The sequence below is a fragment of the Lysinibacillus sp. NPDC056185 genome, assembly GCF_047737915.1.
Lineage (GTDB): Bacteria > Bacillota > Bacilli > Bacillales_A > Planococcaceae > Lysinibacillus.
The window spans coordinates 24,925-37,716 of record NZ_JBLLLQ010000039.1 but is presented as its reverse complement, the minus strand read 5'-3'; the positions used below and the strand labels follow the sequence as shown (position 1 = coordinate 37,716).

15 protein-coding genes, 15 tRNA genes and 1 rRNA gene are annotated in these 12,792 nt (G+C 38.3%); 24 read left to right on the top strand and 7 right to left on the bottom strand.

All coding sequences use genetic code 11. The features are described 5' to 3' along the window. The 20 genes from rrf to ACMZ42_RS23950 all read left to right on the top strand — a co-directional run. Window positions 1–95, top strand: a 5S ribosomal RNA gene (gene rrf / locus ACMZ42_RS24045); the annotation flags it as partial. Between the two features lie 16 nt (window positions 96–111). Beyond that, window positions 112–188 (top strand) — tRNA-Asn (locus ACMZ42_RS24040). Window positions 189–193: 5 nt separating this feature from the next. Further along, window positions 194–285 (top strand) — tRNA-Ser (locus ACMZ42_RS24035). A gap of 30 nt (window positions 286–315) precedes the next feature. Further along, a tRNA-Glu gene (locus tag ACMZ42_RS24030) sits at window positions 316–390 on the top strand. A 17-nt stretch (window positions 391–407) separates the two neighbouring features. Further along, window positions 408–483 (top strand) — tRNA-Val (locus tag ACMZ42_RS24025). Window positions 484–508: 25 nt separating this feature from the next. Next, window positions 509–583, top strand: a tRNA-Met gene (locus ACMZ42_RS24020). Window positions 584–587: 4 nt separating this feature from the next. Continuing rightward, window positions 588–663, top strand: a tRNA-Asp gene (locus tag ACMZ42_RS24015). Between the two features lie 16 nt (window positions 664–679). Next, window positions 680–752 (top strand) — tRNA-Phe (locus tag ACMZ42_RS24010). Window positions 753–763: 11 nt separating this feature from the next. After that, window positions 764–839, top strand: a tRNA-Thr gene (locus ACMZ42_RS24005). 10 nt (window positions 840–849) lie between these two features. Beyond that, window positions 850–933, top strand: a tRNA-Tyr gene (locus tag ACMZ42_RS24000). Window positions 934–946: 13 nt separating this feature from the next. After that, window positions 947–1,020: transfer RNA gene (locus ACMZ42_RS23995), tRNA-Trp, on the top strand. 32 nt (window positions 1,021–1,052) lie between these two features. Next, window positions 1,053–1,128: transfer RNA gene (locus ACMZ42_RS23990), tRNA-His, on the top strand. Window positions 1,129–1,147: 19 nt separating this feature from the next. Beyond that, window positions 1,148–1,222: transfer RNA gene (locus ACMZ42_RS23985), tRNA-Gln, on the top strand. A 6-nt stretch (window positions 1,223–1,228) separates the two neighbouring features. Continuing rightward, a tRNA-Gly gene (locus ACMZ42_RS23980) sits at window positions 1,229–1,303 on the top strand. Between the two features lie 10 nt (window positions 1,304–1,313). After that, window positions 1,314–1,387: transfer RNA gene (locus tag ACMZ42_RS23975), tRNA-Cys, on the top strand. A gap of 47 nt (window positions 1,388–1,434) precedes the next feature. Continuing rightward, window positions 1,435–1,515, top strand: a tRNA-Leu gene (locus ACMZ42_RS23970). Window positions 1,516–2,710: 1,195 nt separating this feature from the next. Next, complete coding sequence (gene thpR / locus ACMZ42_RS23965) at window positions 2,711–3,271, top strand: RNA 2',3'-cyclic phosphodiesterase (protein WP_370081041.1); 561 nt, start codon at window positions 2,711–2,713, stop codon at window positions 3,269–3,271. A gap of 138 nt (window positions 3,272–3,409) precedes the next feature. Continuing rightward, entirely contained in the window at window positions 3,410–4,444 is a 1,035-nt protein-coding gene (locus ACMZ42_RS23960; RefSeq protein ID WP_415733031.1) for an ABC transporter permease, read from the top strand. A gap of 1 nt (window position 4,445) precedes the next feature. Continuing rightward, window positions 4,446–5,162 carry an ABC transporter ATP-binding protein gene (locus ACMZ42_RS23955; RefSeq protein ID WP_370081037.1) on the top strand — a complete coding sequence of 239 codons (717 nt, stop codon included), beginning with the start codon at window positions 4,446–4,448 and terminating at the stop codon, window positions 5,160–5,162. 150 nt (window positions 5,163–5,312) lie between these two features. After that, window positions 5,313–5,597, top strand: coding sequence for a hypothetical protein (locus ACMZ42_RS23950; protein WP_415733030.1), 285 nt, complete (start codon window positions 5,313–5,315; stop codon window positions 5,595–5,597). Window positions 5,598–5,822: 225 nt separating this feature from the next. Here the strand turns inward: ACMZ42_RS23950 and ACMZ42_RS23945 are convergent, their stop codons facing one another. The 3 genes from ACMZ42_RS23945 to ACMZ42_RS23935 are packed head-to-tail and all read right to left on the bottom strand — an operon-like array spanning window position 5,823 to window position 7,949. Further along, a complete protein-coding gene (locus tag ACMZ42_RS23945; protein WP_415733032.1) occupies window positions 5,823–6,638 on the bottom strand; it encodes an SDR family NAD(P)-dependent oxidoreductase in 816 nt (271 codons plus the stop codon). Between the two features lie 18 nt (window positions 6,639–6,656). Beyond that, entirely contained in the window at window positions 6,657–7,352 is a 696-nt protein-coding gene (locus ACMZ42_RS23940; RefSeq protein WP_415733029.1) for an SGNH/GDSL hydrolase family protein, read from the bottom strand. Next, on the bottom strand, window positions 7,353–7,949 hold the full coding sequence (locus ACMZ42_RS23935) for a TetR family transcriptional regulator C-terminal domain-containing protein (RefSeq protein ID WP_415733028.1): 597 nt from the start codon (window positions 7,947–7,949) through the stop codon (window positions 7,353–7,355). 259 nt (window positions 7,950–8,208) lie between these two features. Between ACMZ42_RS23935 and ACMZ42_RS23930 the strand changes: the two genes are divergently transcribed. Then, window positions 8,209–8,559: a VOC family protein gene (locus tag ACMZ42_RS23930; protein ID WP_402870876.1), complete on the top strand. Its 351-nt coding sequence runs from the start codon at window positions 8,209–8,211 to the stop codon at window positions 8,557–8,559. 115 nt (window positions 8,560–8,674) lie between these two features. Here ACMZ42_RS23930 and ACMZ42_RS23925 read toward each other — a convergent pair whose 3' ends face one another. Then, the gene (locus tag ACMZ42_RS23925) at window positions 8,675–9,418 is read right to left on the bottom strand and encodes an arylamine N-acetyltransferase family protein (protein ID WP_415733027.1); all 744 of its coding nucleotides are present in this window, start codon (window positions 9,416–9,418) and stop codon (window positions 8,675–8,677) included. A gap of 195 nt (window positions 9,419–9,613) precedes the next feature. On the opposite strand from ACMZ42_RS23925, the gene nagB reads away from it, so the two are divergent. Beyond that, a complete protein-coding gene (gene nagB / locus ACMZ42_RS23920) occupies window positions 9,614–10,327 on the top strand; it encodes a glucosamine-6-phosphate deaminase (RefSeq protein ID WP_370081051.1) in 714 nt (237 codons plus the stop codon). A gap of 157 nt (window positions 10,328–10,484) precedes the next feature. Here nagB and ACMZ42_RS23915 read toward each other — a convergent pair whose 3' ends face one another. The 3 genes from ACMZ42_RS23915 to ACMZ42_RS23905 are packed head-to-tail and all read right to left on the bottom strand — an operon-like array spanning window position 10,485 to window position 11,284. Further along, on the bottom strand, window positions 10,485–10,799 hold the full coding sequence (locus ACMZ42_RS23915) for a hypothetical protein (RefSeq protein ID WP_415733026.1): 315 nt from the start codon (window positions 10,797–10,799) through the stop codon (window positions 10,485–10,487). A 36-nt stretch (window positions 10,800–10,835) separates the two neighbouring features. After that, complete coding sequence (locus ACMZ42_RS23910; RefSeq protein WP_415733025.1) at window positions 10,836–11,087, bottom strand: hypothetical protein; 252 nt, start codon at window positions 11,085–11,087, stop codon at window positions 10,836–10,838. Then, entirely contained in the window at window positions 11,042–11,284 is a 243-nt protein-coding gene (locus ACMZ42_RS23905) for a hypothetical protein (RefSeq protein WP_415733024.1), read from the bottom strand. The genes ACMZ42_RS23910 and ACMZ42_RS23905 overlap by 46 nt, the downstream gene beginning before the upstream one ends. A 102-nt stretch (window positions 11,285–11,386) precedes the next feature. Between ACMZ42_RS23905 and ACMZ42_RS23900 the strand changes: the two genes are divergently transcribed. Beyond that, complete coding sequence (locus ACMZ42_RS23900; RefSeq protein WP_415733023.1) at window positions 11,387–12,289, top strand: S66 peptidase family protein; 903 nt, start codon at window positions 11,387–11,389, stop codon at window positions 12,287–12,289. A gap of 51 nt (window positions 12,290–12,340) precedes the next feature. Next, a complete protein-coding gene (locus ACMZ42_RS23895) occupies window positions 12,341–12,742 on the top strand; it encodes a cytidine deaminase (RefSeq protein WP_053485728.1) in 402 nt (133 codons plus the stop codon). The last annotated feature ends 50 nt before the right edge of the window (window positions 12,743–12,792 follow it).

Below are 12,792 nucleotides of genomic sequence, written 5' to 3'. Positions count from 1 at the left end.
GTCACACCCGTTCCCATACCGAACACGGAAGTTAAGCTCTTTAGCGCCGATGGTAGTTGGGGGCTTCCCCCTGTGAGAGTAGGACGTCGCTAGGCTATATGATAAAATTATTCCGAAGTAGCTCAGTTGGTAGTAGCACCTGACTGTTAATCAGGTTGTCGCAGGTTCGAGTCCTGCCTTCGGAGCCATTCTTGGAGAGTTGTCCGAGTGGCCGAAGGAGCACGATTGGAAATCGTGTAGGCGGTTAACACTGTCTCAAGGGTTCAAATCCCTTACTCTCCGCCAGCACTTTAAGGATTTATCATTCCAAACGATGGCCCCTTGGTCAAGTGGTTAAGACACCGCCCTTTCACGGCGGTAACACGGGTTCGAATCCCGTAGGGGTCACCATTTTTCAATACCCAGATGGAGGATTAGCTCAGCTGGGAGAGCATCTGCCTTACAAGCAGAGGGTCGGCGGTTCGAGCCCGTCATCCTCCACCATTATTTAAATAAATCACCTTATTATCGCGGGGTGGAGCAGTGGTAGCTCGTCGGGCTCATAACCCGAAGGTCGTTGGTTCAAATCCGGCCCCCGCAACCAAAATGGTCCCGTGGTGTAGCGGTTAACATGCCTGCCTGTCACGCAGGAGATCGCCGGTTCGATCCCGGTCGGGACCGCCATTTTTTAAAAGAATATGGGTCAGTAGCTCAGTTGGTAGAGCATTAGATTGAAGCTCTAAGTGTCGGCGGTTCGATTCCGTCCTGACCCATCACATTTTTTGCCGGTGTAGCTCAGTTGGTAGAGCAACTGACTTGTAATCAGTAGGTCGTGGGTTCGACTCCTATCGCCGGCACCATGACTTTCCCGGAGGGGTAGCGAAGTGGCTAAACGCGGCGGACTGTAAATCCGCTCCTTAGGGTTCGGCGGTTCGAATCCGTCCCCCTCCACCAGTTTTAATTTAATAGGGGCATAGTTCAACGGTAGAATAGAGGTCTCCAAAACCTTTGGTGTGGGTTCGATTCCTACTGCCCCTGCCAATTAATTTAAAATAATAAAATATAATAATATGGCGGTTGTGGCGAAGTGGTTAACGCACCTGATTGTGGTTCAGGCATTCGTGGGTTCGATTCCCATCAGTCGCCCCATTTATATATATTTAACTTTTGGGGTATAGCCAAGCGGTAAGGCAACGGATTTTGATTCCGTCACGCCCTGGTTCGAATCCAGGTACCCCAGCCATTTATTGCGGAAGTAGTTCAGTGGTAGAACACCACCTTGCCAAGGTGGGGGTCGCGAGTTCGAACCTCGTCTTCCGCTCCAAATATTTTATGGCGGCATAGCCAAGTGGTAAGGCACAGGTCTGCAACACCTTTATCACCGGTTCAAATCCGGTTGCCGCCTCCATATTTTATTACTCAATCGGTTTATCCGATTTTTTTTATCTCCATTATGCCGGTGTGGCGGAATTGGCAGACGCGCACGACTCAAAATCGTGTTCCTTTGGAGTGTCGGTTCGACCCCGACCACCGGTATCATATTTTACTAGAGAATCCTTGTATATCAAGGATTCTTTTTTTATTTGTAGAAAGCAATTAAGATCCTCTCAAAAGGTATACACAGTTATTTGAGAATTCGATTGGAAGGATCGAATTTATTTGAAATCGGATTATTAAGAGTGGCTACGGATTAAGACTTCAACAATTATGTTGGAGTCTTTTTTGTTTGTCTAAGGTCATCAGTAATAATTGCAATTCCACTTACAAAGAAATCAACTTCAAAACCCATCTGTTTTTCTTTAGTCATAATGCCAACCCTTATGTACTAGATAACCTTAAAATTTTTGCTAAAATATAATTAAAAACCAGAGGGGTGATCTTATGAAGGGAGACGATGATAAAAAGGATGAGATAGAAAAAGATTATAATGCAGAAGCTTCAAGATATACACTTGCTATTTTACTTGCAGCTTTATTGATTTGGGCAATATAATGACTTGTTTAAAAATGATGAAAGTGGCCATGGTATTCAATGGGTATTGGTATCAGGCATAGTTTCAGTTTTTGAAGTAACTAAGCGTTATTTAATAAGAAGAGATGGCAAGAAAAAAATAGATAGAAATTAATTTAAAATTACAGAATTTAAAAATTAATCATTTGGTAAAGACATAGATTCAATAAACAGGGGTTTTTGTTTAAAGTACACATTAAGAGTAGAGAAAAAGGACAGATTATGAAAAAGAGGTAAGGTACAATAATAAAAGATAAAAGTTTTGGAGGGGACAATAAATTAGCTAAATTAATTCGAATTTTGAAGAGTGTTATTTTAAAATTTCAACATACTTTTAAACATTTCTCATTATTTTATATGCTGCTTTTGGCGGATCTATTGATAACGATTGGTGATTTTTCGATGATCTTTGTAGTTCCAGAATTAGCTCCAACTATCATTACAATAATCGCTATTGTTTATATTTGGAGAAAGTTTTTGAAGACTAATCCTAAATTTAAAAGCTTCGTAAGCTTGCTTAATTCTTTCATTGTGTGGAATTTTACATTCGTTTGGGTTTTTCCTTTTCCTGAAATAGATAAATAAAGATAATAAGACCTACTCAGCTAAAAAGCAAAGTGGTTTATTTCTGCTTTAACGCGAGTAGTAAGGATTAAATTATAGTAGGAAAAGACATAATGCCTGTTAAGTAGCATTTTCGATGATTAGAGAGGATATCATTATGAACAGACACTTTTTTATTGCAGTTCCACTTCCTTCAGATATTAAAGCAGCTCTTAAAGTGAGATGTGAAGAAATGAAGACAGATTTTCATTTTAAACGATGGGTACACCAGGAAGACTATCACATCACATTGGCCTTTTTAGGTCATGCGGATGAAGAGCAATTACAGGCTGTATTGGATGAAACAAGGAAAAACCTTATGAAAGTTTCTCCGTTTGAATTAAAAATTCAAGGGTTCAATACTTTTGGAAGAAAAGAATATCCAAGAATTTTATGGGTTGATCTGCTCGAATCTCAGCAATTAAATTTTGTGAGAGAAATAGTATACCGTGATTGTATGAAGGCTGGTTTTGAACTAGATAAAAAGCCCTTTACACCACATATAACTGTTGCAAGAAAATGGGATGAGGCCTGCGGGAAAATTCCGTACGAAGCATTAATGGAAGAAAATTTTCAGCTTCCAAAATTTCTAGTAGAAGAAGTGATTTTGTACGAATCAAAAATAGAGGAAACGCCAAAATATCATAGAAAAGCGGTCATTCGTTTAGATGGCCAATAATATTACAAGCAGCTCGTAAACCTAAAAATGAAAAGGTTTATGAGTTTTTTGTTTAAAACCATTTGTAATGATTAGTTCATGTTCCGTTCATTTAAGGATTTTATGCTAAGACTGTAAAAAGGAATGGAGGAGTTCACGATGAATCTAGCCTGGAAAGAAATTAAGAAAAATAAAGTACGATTTTTAATATTAGGTTCCATTGTTTTTCTTGTTAGTTTATTAACTTTTATTATTTCTGGTTTGGCGAATGGGTTATCACAAGATAATGCCGCTTTAATTAAAGACTTACCCGAAGGACAATTTTATATGAATGAAGATGCAGATCAAACTTATAATCTGTCAAAAATAGATAGCGGTACTCAAAATAAAATATTGAGCAATGAAAAGGATGCAGTAGCTTTTTCACTACAAATGGGCTTTTTAAATGAGCAGGACAATAAGCAGCAAAGCGTTGCCTTTGTAACATCGACCGCTTCAGATTTATTTGAAAATGTGAAACATGAGGAAGTTATATTAGACAGCTCAATGAAAGATAAAGGAATTAAAGTAGGAGATACATTAACGAATAATCAATTTAACGGCAAGTTTGTAGTAAAGGGATTTGTTGACCAAAAGAAATATAGTCATGCTCCTGTTGCCTATATTAATAAAGAGGATTATAAAGAGATTTACCGTGTAGATGAAATGCAGATGATTTTCGTACCAAACGGGGATTCTTCAAAAGAATTTGCTGGATTAGAATCATTTTCTAATAAAGCGTTTCTCAATACAATTCCAAGCTATAATGCAGAACAAATGTCTTTAAATATGATTGTATGGTTTTTAGTAGTCATTAGTGGGATGCTGTTTGCTATCTTCTTCTATATGATGAACGTTCAAAAAATTGGTTTATATGGAATTTTGAAAGCCATTGGTGTGAAAACGAGTAAATTATTCAAAATGATATGGACACAGATGGCTATCATTACAGTGATTTCACTTATTTTGTCGGTAGCTTTTAGCCAAGCATTTAATCTGATAGCGCCAAAAGGAATGCCTTTCACTTTAACAATTGCGACAACAACGCAATTATCGATTGTATTCCTAATTATTGGATTTATTGGTGCTACAATTTCAGGCATCCAAATTAAAAAAATTCAACCATTACAAGCGATACAGCAAGGAGAGGCTTAATATGACTTTATTTAAAATCGATGAAGTTAGAAAAACGTTTAGGAATGGCGAGGTAGAGGAAGAAATACTTAAAGGGATAGATCTTTCGCTAAATGAAGGGGAAATAACAGCATTAGTCGGTGCATCTGGATCTGGTAAGAGTACACTTCTGACAATAGCTGCTGGGCTTCAACCTGCAACAGATGGGCACGTAATATTTGAGGGGAAAAATATGTCCAGCATGAGCTCTGAAGAGGTTCGAAAAGTACGAGCAAGCGAATTTGGGTTTGTCTTTCAGTTTGCACACCTTGTACCTTTTCTTACCGTTGAGGAGCAACTACTGCTAATGCTAGATGTTTCTGAATCAAAATTAAAGAAGCAGGAACAAAAAAATGAAGTTAATCGAATACTAAAATTGGTAGGGATGGACCATCGAAAAATGGCTTATCCCTCGTCATTGTCAGGTGGAGAGAAGCAACGTGTTGCGATTGCCAGAGCAATCATTCATAAACCGAAAGTCCTTTTCGCAGATGAACCAACAGCAAGCTTAGATTCACAAAGATCAAAAGAGGTTATGTTACTAATTAGAGATTTGACTAAAACGTTAAACATTACTACTTTAATGGTGACACACGATGAAGAAATGCTTGCTTATACTGATCGTATTATTAAAATGAGCGACGGTGTCATTTTGCAAGATGACATTCGAATCGTAAAAAACCACAACCACATTTATTGATGGTTGTGGTTTTTTTGATTAAACAGCTAAGCTGATTTTCCGTTCTGTCTGGGCGCAATTTATAGATATTTTTCATAAGCCTAGTGTTATGTTACCAAACCACTAAACTAATGAAGCATATTATAGAAGGAAAGAGGGAGGTGATTTGAAATGGCGTTTGTCATTGCTTTATTGATAGTATTAGTTGGTTTAATAGCAGGATTCCAATTAACCGAAGGAAGGTCCGAGAAAGGGAATTACATCGTTTGGGGTATCATTACAATGATAGCGTTTGCACCGTTCTTATCTTTTGTAATAGGCGTAATGTATGGGATAGTGGTTAAAAATAGTTGGGCAACATCGATTATGATGTTTTTATCTCCTTTAATTTTTGTTATAGGGTTAATTATATTACTTTTAGGTATTTATAAAAATGATGGAGGAAAGCATAAATAACTAGCTATTTGTCTCTGACAAGGGGTTGTTCCGTTCAGTGTTTTAGTTATCTTAATATAAAGGTAAAAAGCCGCAAGACTCCTACAAATTGTTTTTGAGATGAAGTGTAAATGAAATGTAGCGAAGGAGACATATGCCTTCGTGTCCAACATCCTATTTCTTGCCCTGATGCGGCTCGTGCCTTGCCGGCGGAAAAGCATAGCGGTTTTTTACCATTTAGAATGTTTATGTTAATCGAGCTTTTCGACTTACTTTACAGACCATTCTCATTAATGCTTTGTGCAACGAAGGGAAGATCGTAAAGACAACATCCATTGTTTTACGCATTGGCATAGGACAGATAATAGGTTTATTTTTGTGTACGCCTACAATAGTGATTTTTGCTAGTTGCTGTGGAGACATCATTTTTTGTTTTTTCAATTGTTTGGCCATCACTGATTTATCGATATTAATAGCGGTTGCTTTATCGAAAATAGGTGTATCAACAAATGTCGGACATAGCGTACTTACCTTGATGCCAAATCCCTCAGCCTCATAGTGTAGTGATGTCGTTAAGCCCACAACAGCATGCTTCGTAGTTGAATATGCCGCAGATATAGGAGCTGGACCCAACCCTGCTGCTGATGAGCTATTGATGATATGTCCAAAACCTTGTTCCTTCATGATTCGATAGCCAACTTGAGTACCATATATAACGCCCCATAAATTAAGATCCACAATGTTTTTCCATTCGTCCATCGACATATCATACATTTCACCATACATAGCTATGCCAGCATTATTGAATAAATAATCTAATCTTTGAAATTCCTCATAGACATTTGTAATGACACGTTCAACACTTTTGTAATCGGTTACATTTAATTCAACAAATCTAGCATTTGAAGCTTCTTTATTTAGTTCTGCCTCGAGAAGACGCCCATCATGTTCGTTGATATCTGCAATAATGACAAATACATGACGACCTATTAATTCTTTGCAGATAGCCTTCCCTATACCTGATACACCACCAGTAACAATCGCAACCTTTCTCATATTCATCACCTCTCGTATGACTTCCTAATGGACGGTAGCTTCCTGCAATTGAAACTGTCCGATGAAAGCTGTGTATTCTTCCGTGACAAGTTCTGCTCCTTTACTATTTAAATGAACGCCATCTAACGTTAAATGTAGCCCTCGCTTTTTGGACAATCGGTCAATTCGCAAAGGATTTTTATAAAACAATACATCTTTCATTACTCGCATAACATTGGTGTTCATATAATCGGAACTATTAACTTGTTCCAAGTGATGCTCAAACACCTCTTGCATATTTAAAAAGCTAACATTTGCATATTTAGAGGAGATGGATTGAATAATGGAGGAGAGCTCTTTTAATTCCTTATTAGGAGTGTTTTTTATTGTCTCTCCTATTAAAGCTGGTGTTACTAAAACGACATGTTTAGAGGATGCTAAAATCATTTCTAAACAATTTACATAGTAATCTTTAAATTCTTGATGATCTTTTGTAACTGGCTGTGCCTGTACTTTCAAAAGTTTAGAGTAGACATCATTGACACCAATCCAAAGAAAACTGAGGTCATAATAAGTAGCTAGCTTCGATTTTTCCAAACGAGTGTGTAAGCTTTTTACTGTCTCACCTGGTTTACCGAGATTGTCAAATTCGATTTGTTGATGTTTTGTTGTTAGTAGTTTAAAAAATGAAACACCTGGTCGACCTTCTGTTAAGCTGTCTCCTATACATGCAATTTTCATTTATATCCCACCTTTTTTTATCTCCTTCAAAAAAATGGTTATTGCCTGGTGAAAGAGTGGCTCAAGTGCTTTCAGCTCCTGATTATTTGTAAGCTGACATAATCCCCCTAGCCATGTGCCAAGTAGAACCGTCCACTCTTCAATATTTCCATGAACAAATTCCCCTTTATCAATTCCTTCTTGCAGAATCGCACGATAAGCACTCATCGGTACGATCGCTAAATTGTATAGTTGTTGCACTGATTCAGGGCTCGATTTTGGATTGGAAGCTAGCTCTTGCCCTGATCTTAATAAAGGTGTTTGGTAATGATAGAGAACGTGCATGGCCATGCCATATAATTTTTCTGTTGCCGTGGAGTAGGTACATTCTTTTTGCAGCCATTTGTTGTTCCAGTCTTGCATTGTTTGTTGCGCTAAAAGAACGAATAGCTTTTCTTTGTTTTCAAAATGGTAATAAATATGTCCCTTGCTGTAGCCTGAAGCGGTTGAAATATCTCCAACTGATGTTTGATTATAGCCTTTTTGAGAAAACAAACTAACCGCATGTTCCATAATTTCAACTTTTGCTTTCTCGCTATCATAACGTCTTTTGTTCAATGATTTACCTCTTTTTTGAATTTGAACGATCGTTCTAATTTAATTATACAATATTTTACTAATTAATAAATAGTTAAATACCTAAGTCATCATGCTGTCACAATTCCGTACTACCAATTCAGATGAAGTTTGGGATGATTCAATGTATATAAGTCGCAACGGAAATCAACCCAACGTTATGTTGATGAAGAAAATGGAGGAAATATCCATCAAATTGTTGAACTATAAATAATGATTTAAAAATTAGGAGGGGAATTAGATGGGGAGAGTAATAGGATTTGAATTGAATAGTCAGGAACCTGAAAAAGCTGCTGAGTTTTATGCCAAGGTTTTTGGTTGGCAGGTAGCTGCACCTAATTGGGAATATTGGGCTGTAACAACCGGGGATGATAAAAAACCAGGGATTAACGGCGGTATTGGTAAGGGGCCACATGACTATCCTTTTGGAACACGTATTCAAATTGAAGTGGATTCTATCGATGAAGCTATTTCGAAAGCTAAACAGAATGGTGCCATCATTGTTCGTGACAAAATGGAGTTCGATGAGTTTTATCTTGCCTATATGGTAGATCCAACTGGGCTTGGCTTCGGCTTAATTCAAAACAAATAATCTATTTAATAAGTCTCTGCAAACGATTGCGGAGGCTTTTTTGTGAGTATGTCGTATAGCACAAGGAAAAGCAAGTCTCCTATTCATGAAGAGACTTGCTTTTTGTCATGTAGCATCAATTTAATAAAATACGAAAAAAACGATGAAGTGCTTGTCGCCATTCTTTTTCATTATGAGTTGTATAGGTTGTTAGGGATTGTCCCTCGTATATTCGAAATTCGCTATTAAGCATTGTATGTCGGCCACGAGGAGTACGAATCATCGCGATTTTATTTTTTTGTTTAGAAAGTCTTGGTGCAAACTTTGCATCGTTAGCGTCATCAAAAAAACTATAAAGTAAACGCCAATTATTCTTTGTTAGTTCGTACAGCATCCAGCCATTCGCTTCATCTCGTTCAATTTTATAAAGTTCATTACCCTCACGGTGTTGATGTCCAGCTATTAGTGGAACTGGCTTACAAGGAGCTAGTGCACCTACACCAACATCCGAAATATATGATTTCCCATCGAAATTGACCAGCAATAGCTGATGCATAGGTACATCCTCAACAGGTGTATCTGCTTCATGGTTGCGCCAAAACTGTGCATAGCGATTGGTTACAGAAAAGCCAAGTTCGCGAAGTAGCCAACTAAATAAAATATTTAGTTCAAAGCAATTGCCTCCGCGGAGTTGAATAATGATTTTTTGAAAAAGGTCAGGAATAGCGAAGGAGATGCCATGTTTTAAGGCAACATCTAGGTTCTCATAAGGAATGGTATATAGATGTCTTGTTTGAAGCTGACCAAGTAGCTTAATAGATGGCTCTAAAGATCCTTGAAATTGAATAAGCTTTAAATATTGCTTTATTTGTGAATTCATAAAATCGCCTCACTTCCTTACTAAATAACATAACCGAAATGGTTTGAGAATACACGTGAATAATAGAAAGAAAATAATAGAAAAGAAGGTAAATAACTTGTAAAATGAAAATATTAACTACTATAAAGAGAGATATTTCCTATTATTTTAGTTAATAATAATGATTGTAAGGTAGGTATACGAATGACAAGCGAAATGAAATGGTTAGAAGTAAATTCATACGATGAAATGAGCAAAGTAGCAGCGGATATATTCACTAAACAATTACAAGTAAAACCAACAAGTATTTTAGGATTAGCGACTGGTGGTTCTCCTGTAGGAATGTATAAGGAATTAGTGAAACGCCAACAAGCTGGAGATTTATCTTTTAGCGATGTGATTACCTTTAACCTAGATGAATATGTAGGTCTCGATCAAACAAGTCCGGCAAGTTATTGGACATTTATGCATGAGAACTTATTTAATCATGTAGATATTACGGAAGAAAATATACATTTACCAAATGGTAAGGCAGAAAACTTAGATGCTGAGTGTGCGGCCTATGACGCTCGAATTAAAGAAGCGGGAGGAATTGATCTACAGCTTCTAGGTATTGGCGTTAACGGACATATTGGCTTTAACGAACCGGGCACATCTTTTGATTCAATGACTAATATTGTAGAGTTAACGGAATCTACTCGCACAGAAAATGCAATTTATTTTGATAACTCTAAAGATGTACCGACTCATGCTATTACAATGGGCATTGAATCTATTATGAAAGCTAAGGAAATCGTGTTAATTGCATTTGGTGAAAAAAAACTAGAGGCTATGGAAAAATTGAAAAGTGGTATCGTCACTGAAGATTTCCCAGCAAGCCAATTATTAAATCATCCAAATGTAACGATTATTTACGGCGGAACAAAATAGGAATTAAGCGTAGACTTTGTATTATTTGAAGTCTACGCTTTTTTATTTTGGCATGCAGAGCGACGTAAGGGAGAGTTCAAGTGACGGATGGAAAGGCGAGAGCGACGGAAAGGAGAGGCAAAGTGACGGATGGAAGAGGCAAGGTGACGGATGGAAACTAGAGCGACGGAAAGAAGAGCCGAAGCGACGGATGTGAAGGCGAGAGAGACGGATAGAAATCAGAGTGACGGATAAGAGAGCCAGAGCGACGGAAAGAAAGGCCAAAGCGGCGGAAAGAACAGCCAAAGTCGTGGATAGAATCGCCAAAGCGACGGATAGAACAGTCAAAGTCGTGGATAGAAACGTCAAAATGGCGGATAGAACAGCCAAATTCGTGGATAGAGCCGTCAAAGCGACGGAAAGAAGAGCTAAGGTGATGGATAGAAATCAGAGAGACGGATAGAACAGCCAAAGTCGTGGATAGAAAGGCCAAAGCGACGGAAAGAAGAGCCGAAGCGACGGATAGAAATCAGAGTGACGGAAAGAACAGCCAGAGCGACGGAAAGAAAGGCCAAAGCGACGGAAAGAACAGCCGAAGAGACGGATGTGAAGGCGAGAGAGACGGATAGAAATCAGAGAGACGGATAGGAGAGCCAGAGCGACGGAAAGAAAGGCCAAAGCGACGGAAAGAACAGCCGAAGTGACGGATGTGAAGGCGAGAGAGACGGATAGAAATCAGAGAGACGGAAAGAACAGCCAGAGCGACGGAAAGAACAGCCAAAGCGACGGAAAGAACAGCCGAAGTGACGGATGTGAAGGCGAGAGAGACGGATAGAAATCAGAGAGACGGATAAGAGAGCCAAAGCGGCGGAAAGAAAGGCCAAAGTGGCGGAAAGAACAGCCAAAGTGACGGATGGAAACTAGAGCGACGGAAAGAAGTGCCGAAGTGACGGAAAGAATCACCAAAGCGACGGACATTCATCCGGAAATTTAAATTTTATCAAAACTAACTTCGCTATGAATCAATGCTACAATATTATCTATATGCTAGAATAAGAAAAAACTATAGGAGGGGTTAGGGTGAAAAGCACCGTACCACATTTACAAAAGGGCGATACAGTTGGTCTTGTGGCTTTATCCAGTCCAGCAAAGCCCGAAAAGCTAGGAGATGCTATAGCCTTTCTTGAAGAATTAGGGCTTAACTATATAATTGGGGATACCATTCAGGCAAAGCACGATTACCTAGCAGGTAGTGATGAAGAGCGTCTGGCTGATTTTCATGAAATGGTGAGAAATCCAGAGGTGAAGGCAATTTTTTGTGTTAAGGGGGGCTATGGCTCTGCACGCATTGCGGAAAAGATTGACTACGGACTACTTGAGGAAAATCCAAAAATCTTCTGGGGCTTCTCTGATCTTACATATTTACATTGCGCGATTAACGAATATGCTAATTTAGTGACGTTTCACGGACCGCTACTGATGTCTGTAGGAAGAATAGATGATATATCAAAGAAGATGTTTTTACAGCTATTTTCACCGATGGAATTACAGTATACGGAGGATATTTCCCCATTAACAACGATTGCACCTGGTGTAGCTCGCGGTGAGATTATTGGTGGAAATTTACGTCGTCTTGTTAACACATTGGGTACAAAATTTGAAGTTCGCACGGAAGGTCGCATTTTATTGATTGAGGAGCTTGGAGAATCTATCCCAAAAATCGATGCGATGCTGCAGCAATTAAAGCAGGCGAGAAAACTTGAGCAGTTAGCCGGTGTTGTTATCGGTTCCTTTACACAAACAGAAGCGGATGAAACGGCGCTATTTACTTTAATGAAGGATTATTTTGCAGATTTAGGCGTTCCGGTTGTAGCAGGCTTTAAAATTGGCCATGATTCAACGAATGTTGCTATTCCATTAGGCGTAGATGCTATTTTAGATGCACAGGAAAAGGTACTAAAGATTTTGCCTGGTGTGCATTAAAAAGAAGCATTTTATGTTATGTTCAATTGATTAAAAACAGGGGGGAAGAAGATGGATATTGAGCGAAAATTATATCAGTCGGTGGTAGAATTGATCGAAAAAAGATATCCTTCTGGTTGGGGTGGTGCTGCAGCAATGTATACTGAAGATGGTCAGATTTTAACGAGCGTAGCACCAGACGTTATTAATGCCTCTACTGAATTGTGCATGGAAACCGGTGCAATACTTGAAGCGCATAAACTTAATACGAAGGTTACTCATAGTATTTGTATTGCCAGAGAAAACGAAAATTCAGTATTTACTGTGTTAACTCCTTGTGGTGTATGTCAAGAAAGGCTTTTTTACTGGGGCGAAAATGTAAAAGCGGCTATCACTAATCCGAATGGTGAATTGATATTTAAAACACTGAAAGAAATACAACCATATCATTGGTATAAAGCATACGAAAAATAATTAAAAAGTTCTTTTCTATTGTAATGAAGAATAACTTCTGTCACTAAAAA

Bases quoted from the DNA above. Each gene is read 5' to 3' on its own strand.
- thpR (WP_370081041.1), top strand. From the start codon at position 2,711: ATGAACAGACACTTTTTTATTGCAGTTCCACTTCCTTCAGATATTAAA.
- ACMZ42_RS23960 (WP_415733031.1), top strand. From the start codon at position 3,410: ATGAATCTAGCCTGGAAAGAAATTAAGAAAAATAAAGTACGATTTTTA.
- ACMZ42_RS23955 (WP_370081037.1), top strand. From the start codon at position 4,446: ATGACTTTATTTAAAATCGATGAAGTTAGAAAAACGTTTAGGAATGGC.
- ACMZ42_RS23950 (WP_415733030.1), top strand. From the start codon at position 5,313: ATGGCGTTTGTCATTGCTTTATTGATAGTATTAGTTGGTTTAATAGCA.
- ACMZ42_RS23945 (WP_415733032.1), bottom strand. From the start codon at position 6,638: ATGAATATGAGAAAGGTTGCGATTGTTACTGGTGGTGTATCAGGTATA.
- ACMZ42_RS23940 (WP_415733029.1), bottom strand. From the start codon at position 7,352: ATGAAAATTGCATGTATAGGAGACAGCTTAACAGAAGGTCGACCAGGT.
- ACMZ42_RS23930 (WP_402870876.1), top strand. From the start codon at position 8,209: ATGGGGAGAGTAATAGGATTTGAATTGAATAGTCAGGAACCTGAAAAA.
- ACMZ42_RS23925 (WP_415733027.1), bottom strand. From the start codon at position 9,418: ATGAATTCACAAATAAAGCAATATTTAAAGCTTATTCAATTTCAAGGA.
- nagB (WP_370081051.1), top strand. From the start codon at position 9,614: ATGAAATGGTTAGAAGTAAATTCATACGATGAAATGAGCAAAGTAGCA.
- ACMZ42_RS23905 (WP_415733024.1), bottom strand. From the start codon at position 11,284: ATGTCCGTCGCTTTGGTGATTCTTTCCGTCACTTCGGCACTTCTTTCC.
- ACMZ42_RS23895 (WP_053485728.1), top strand. From the start codon at position 12,341: ATGGATATTGAGCGAAAATTATATCAGTCGGTGGTAGAATTGATCGAA.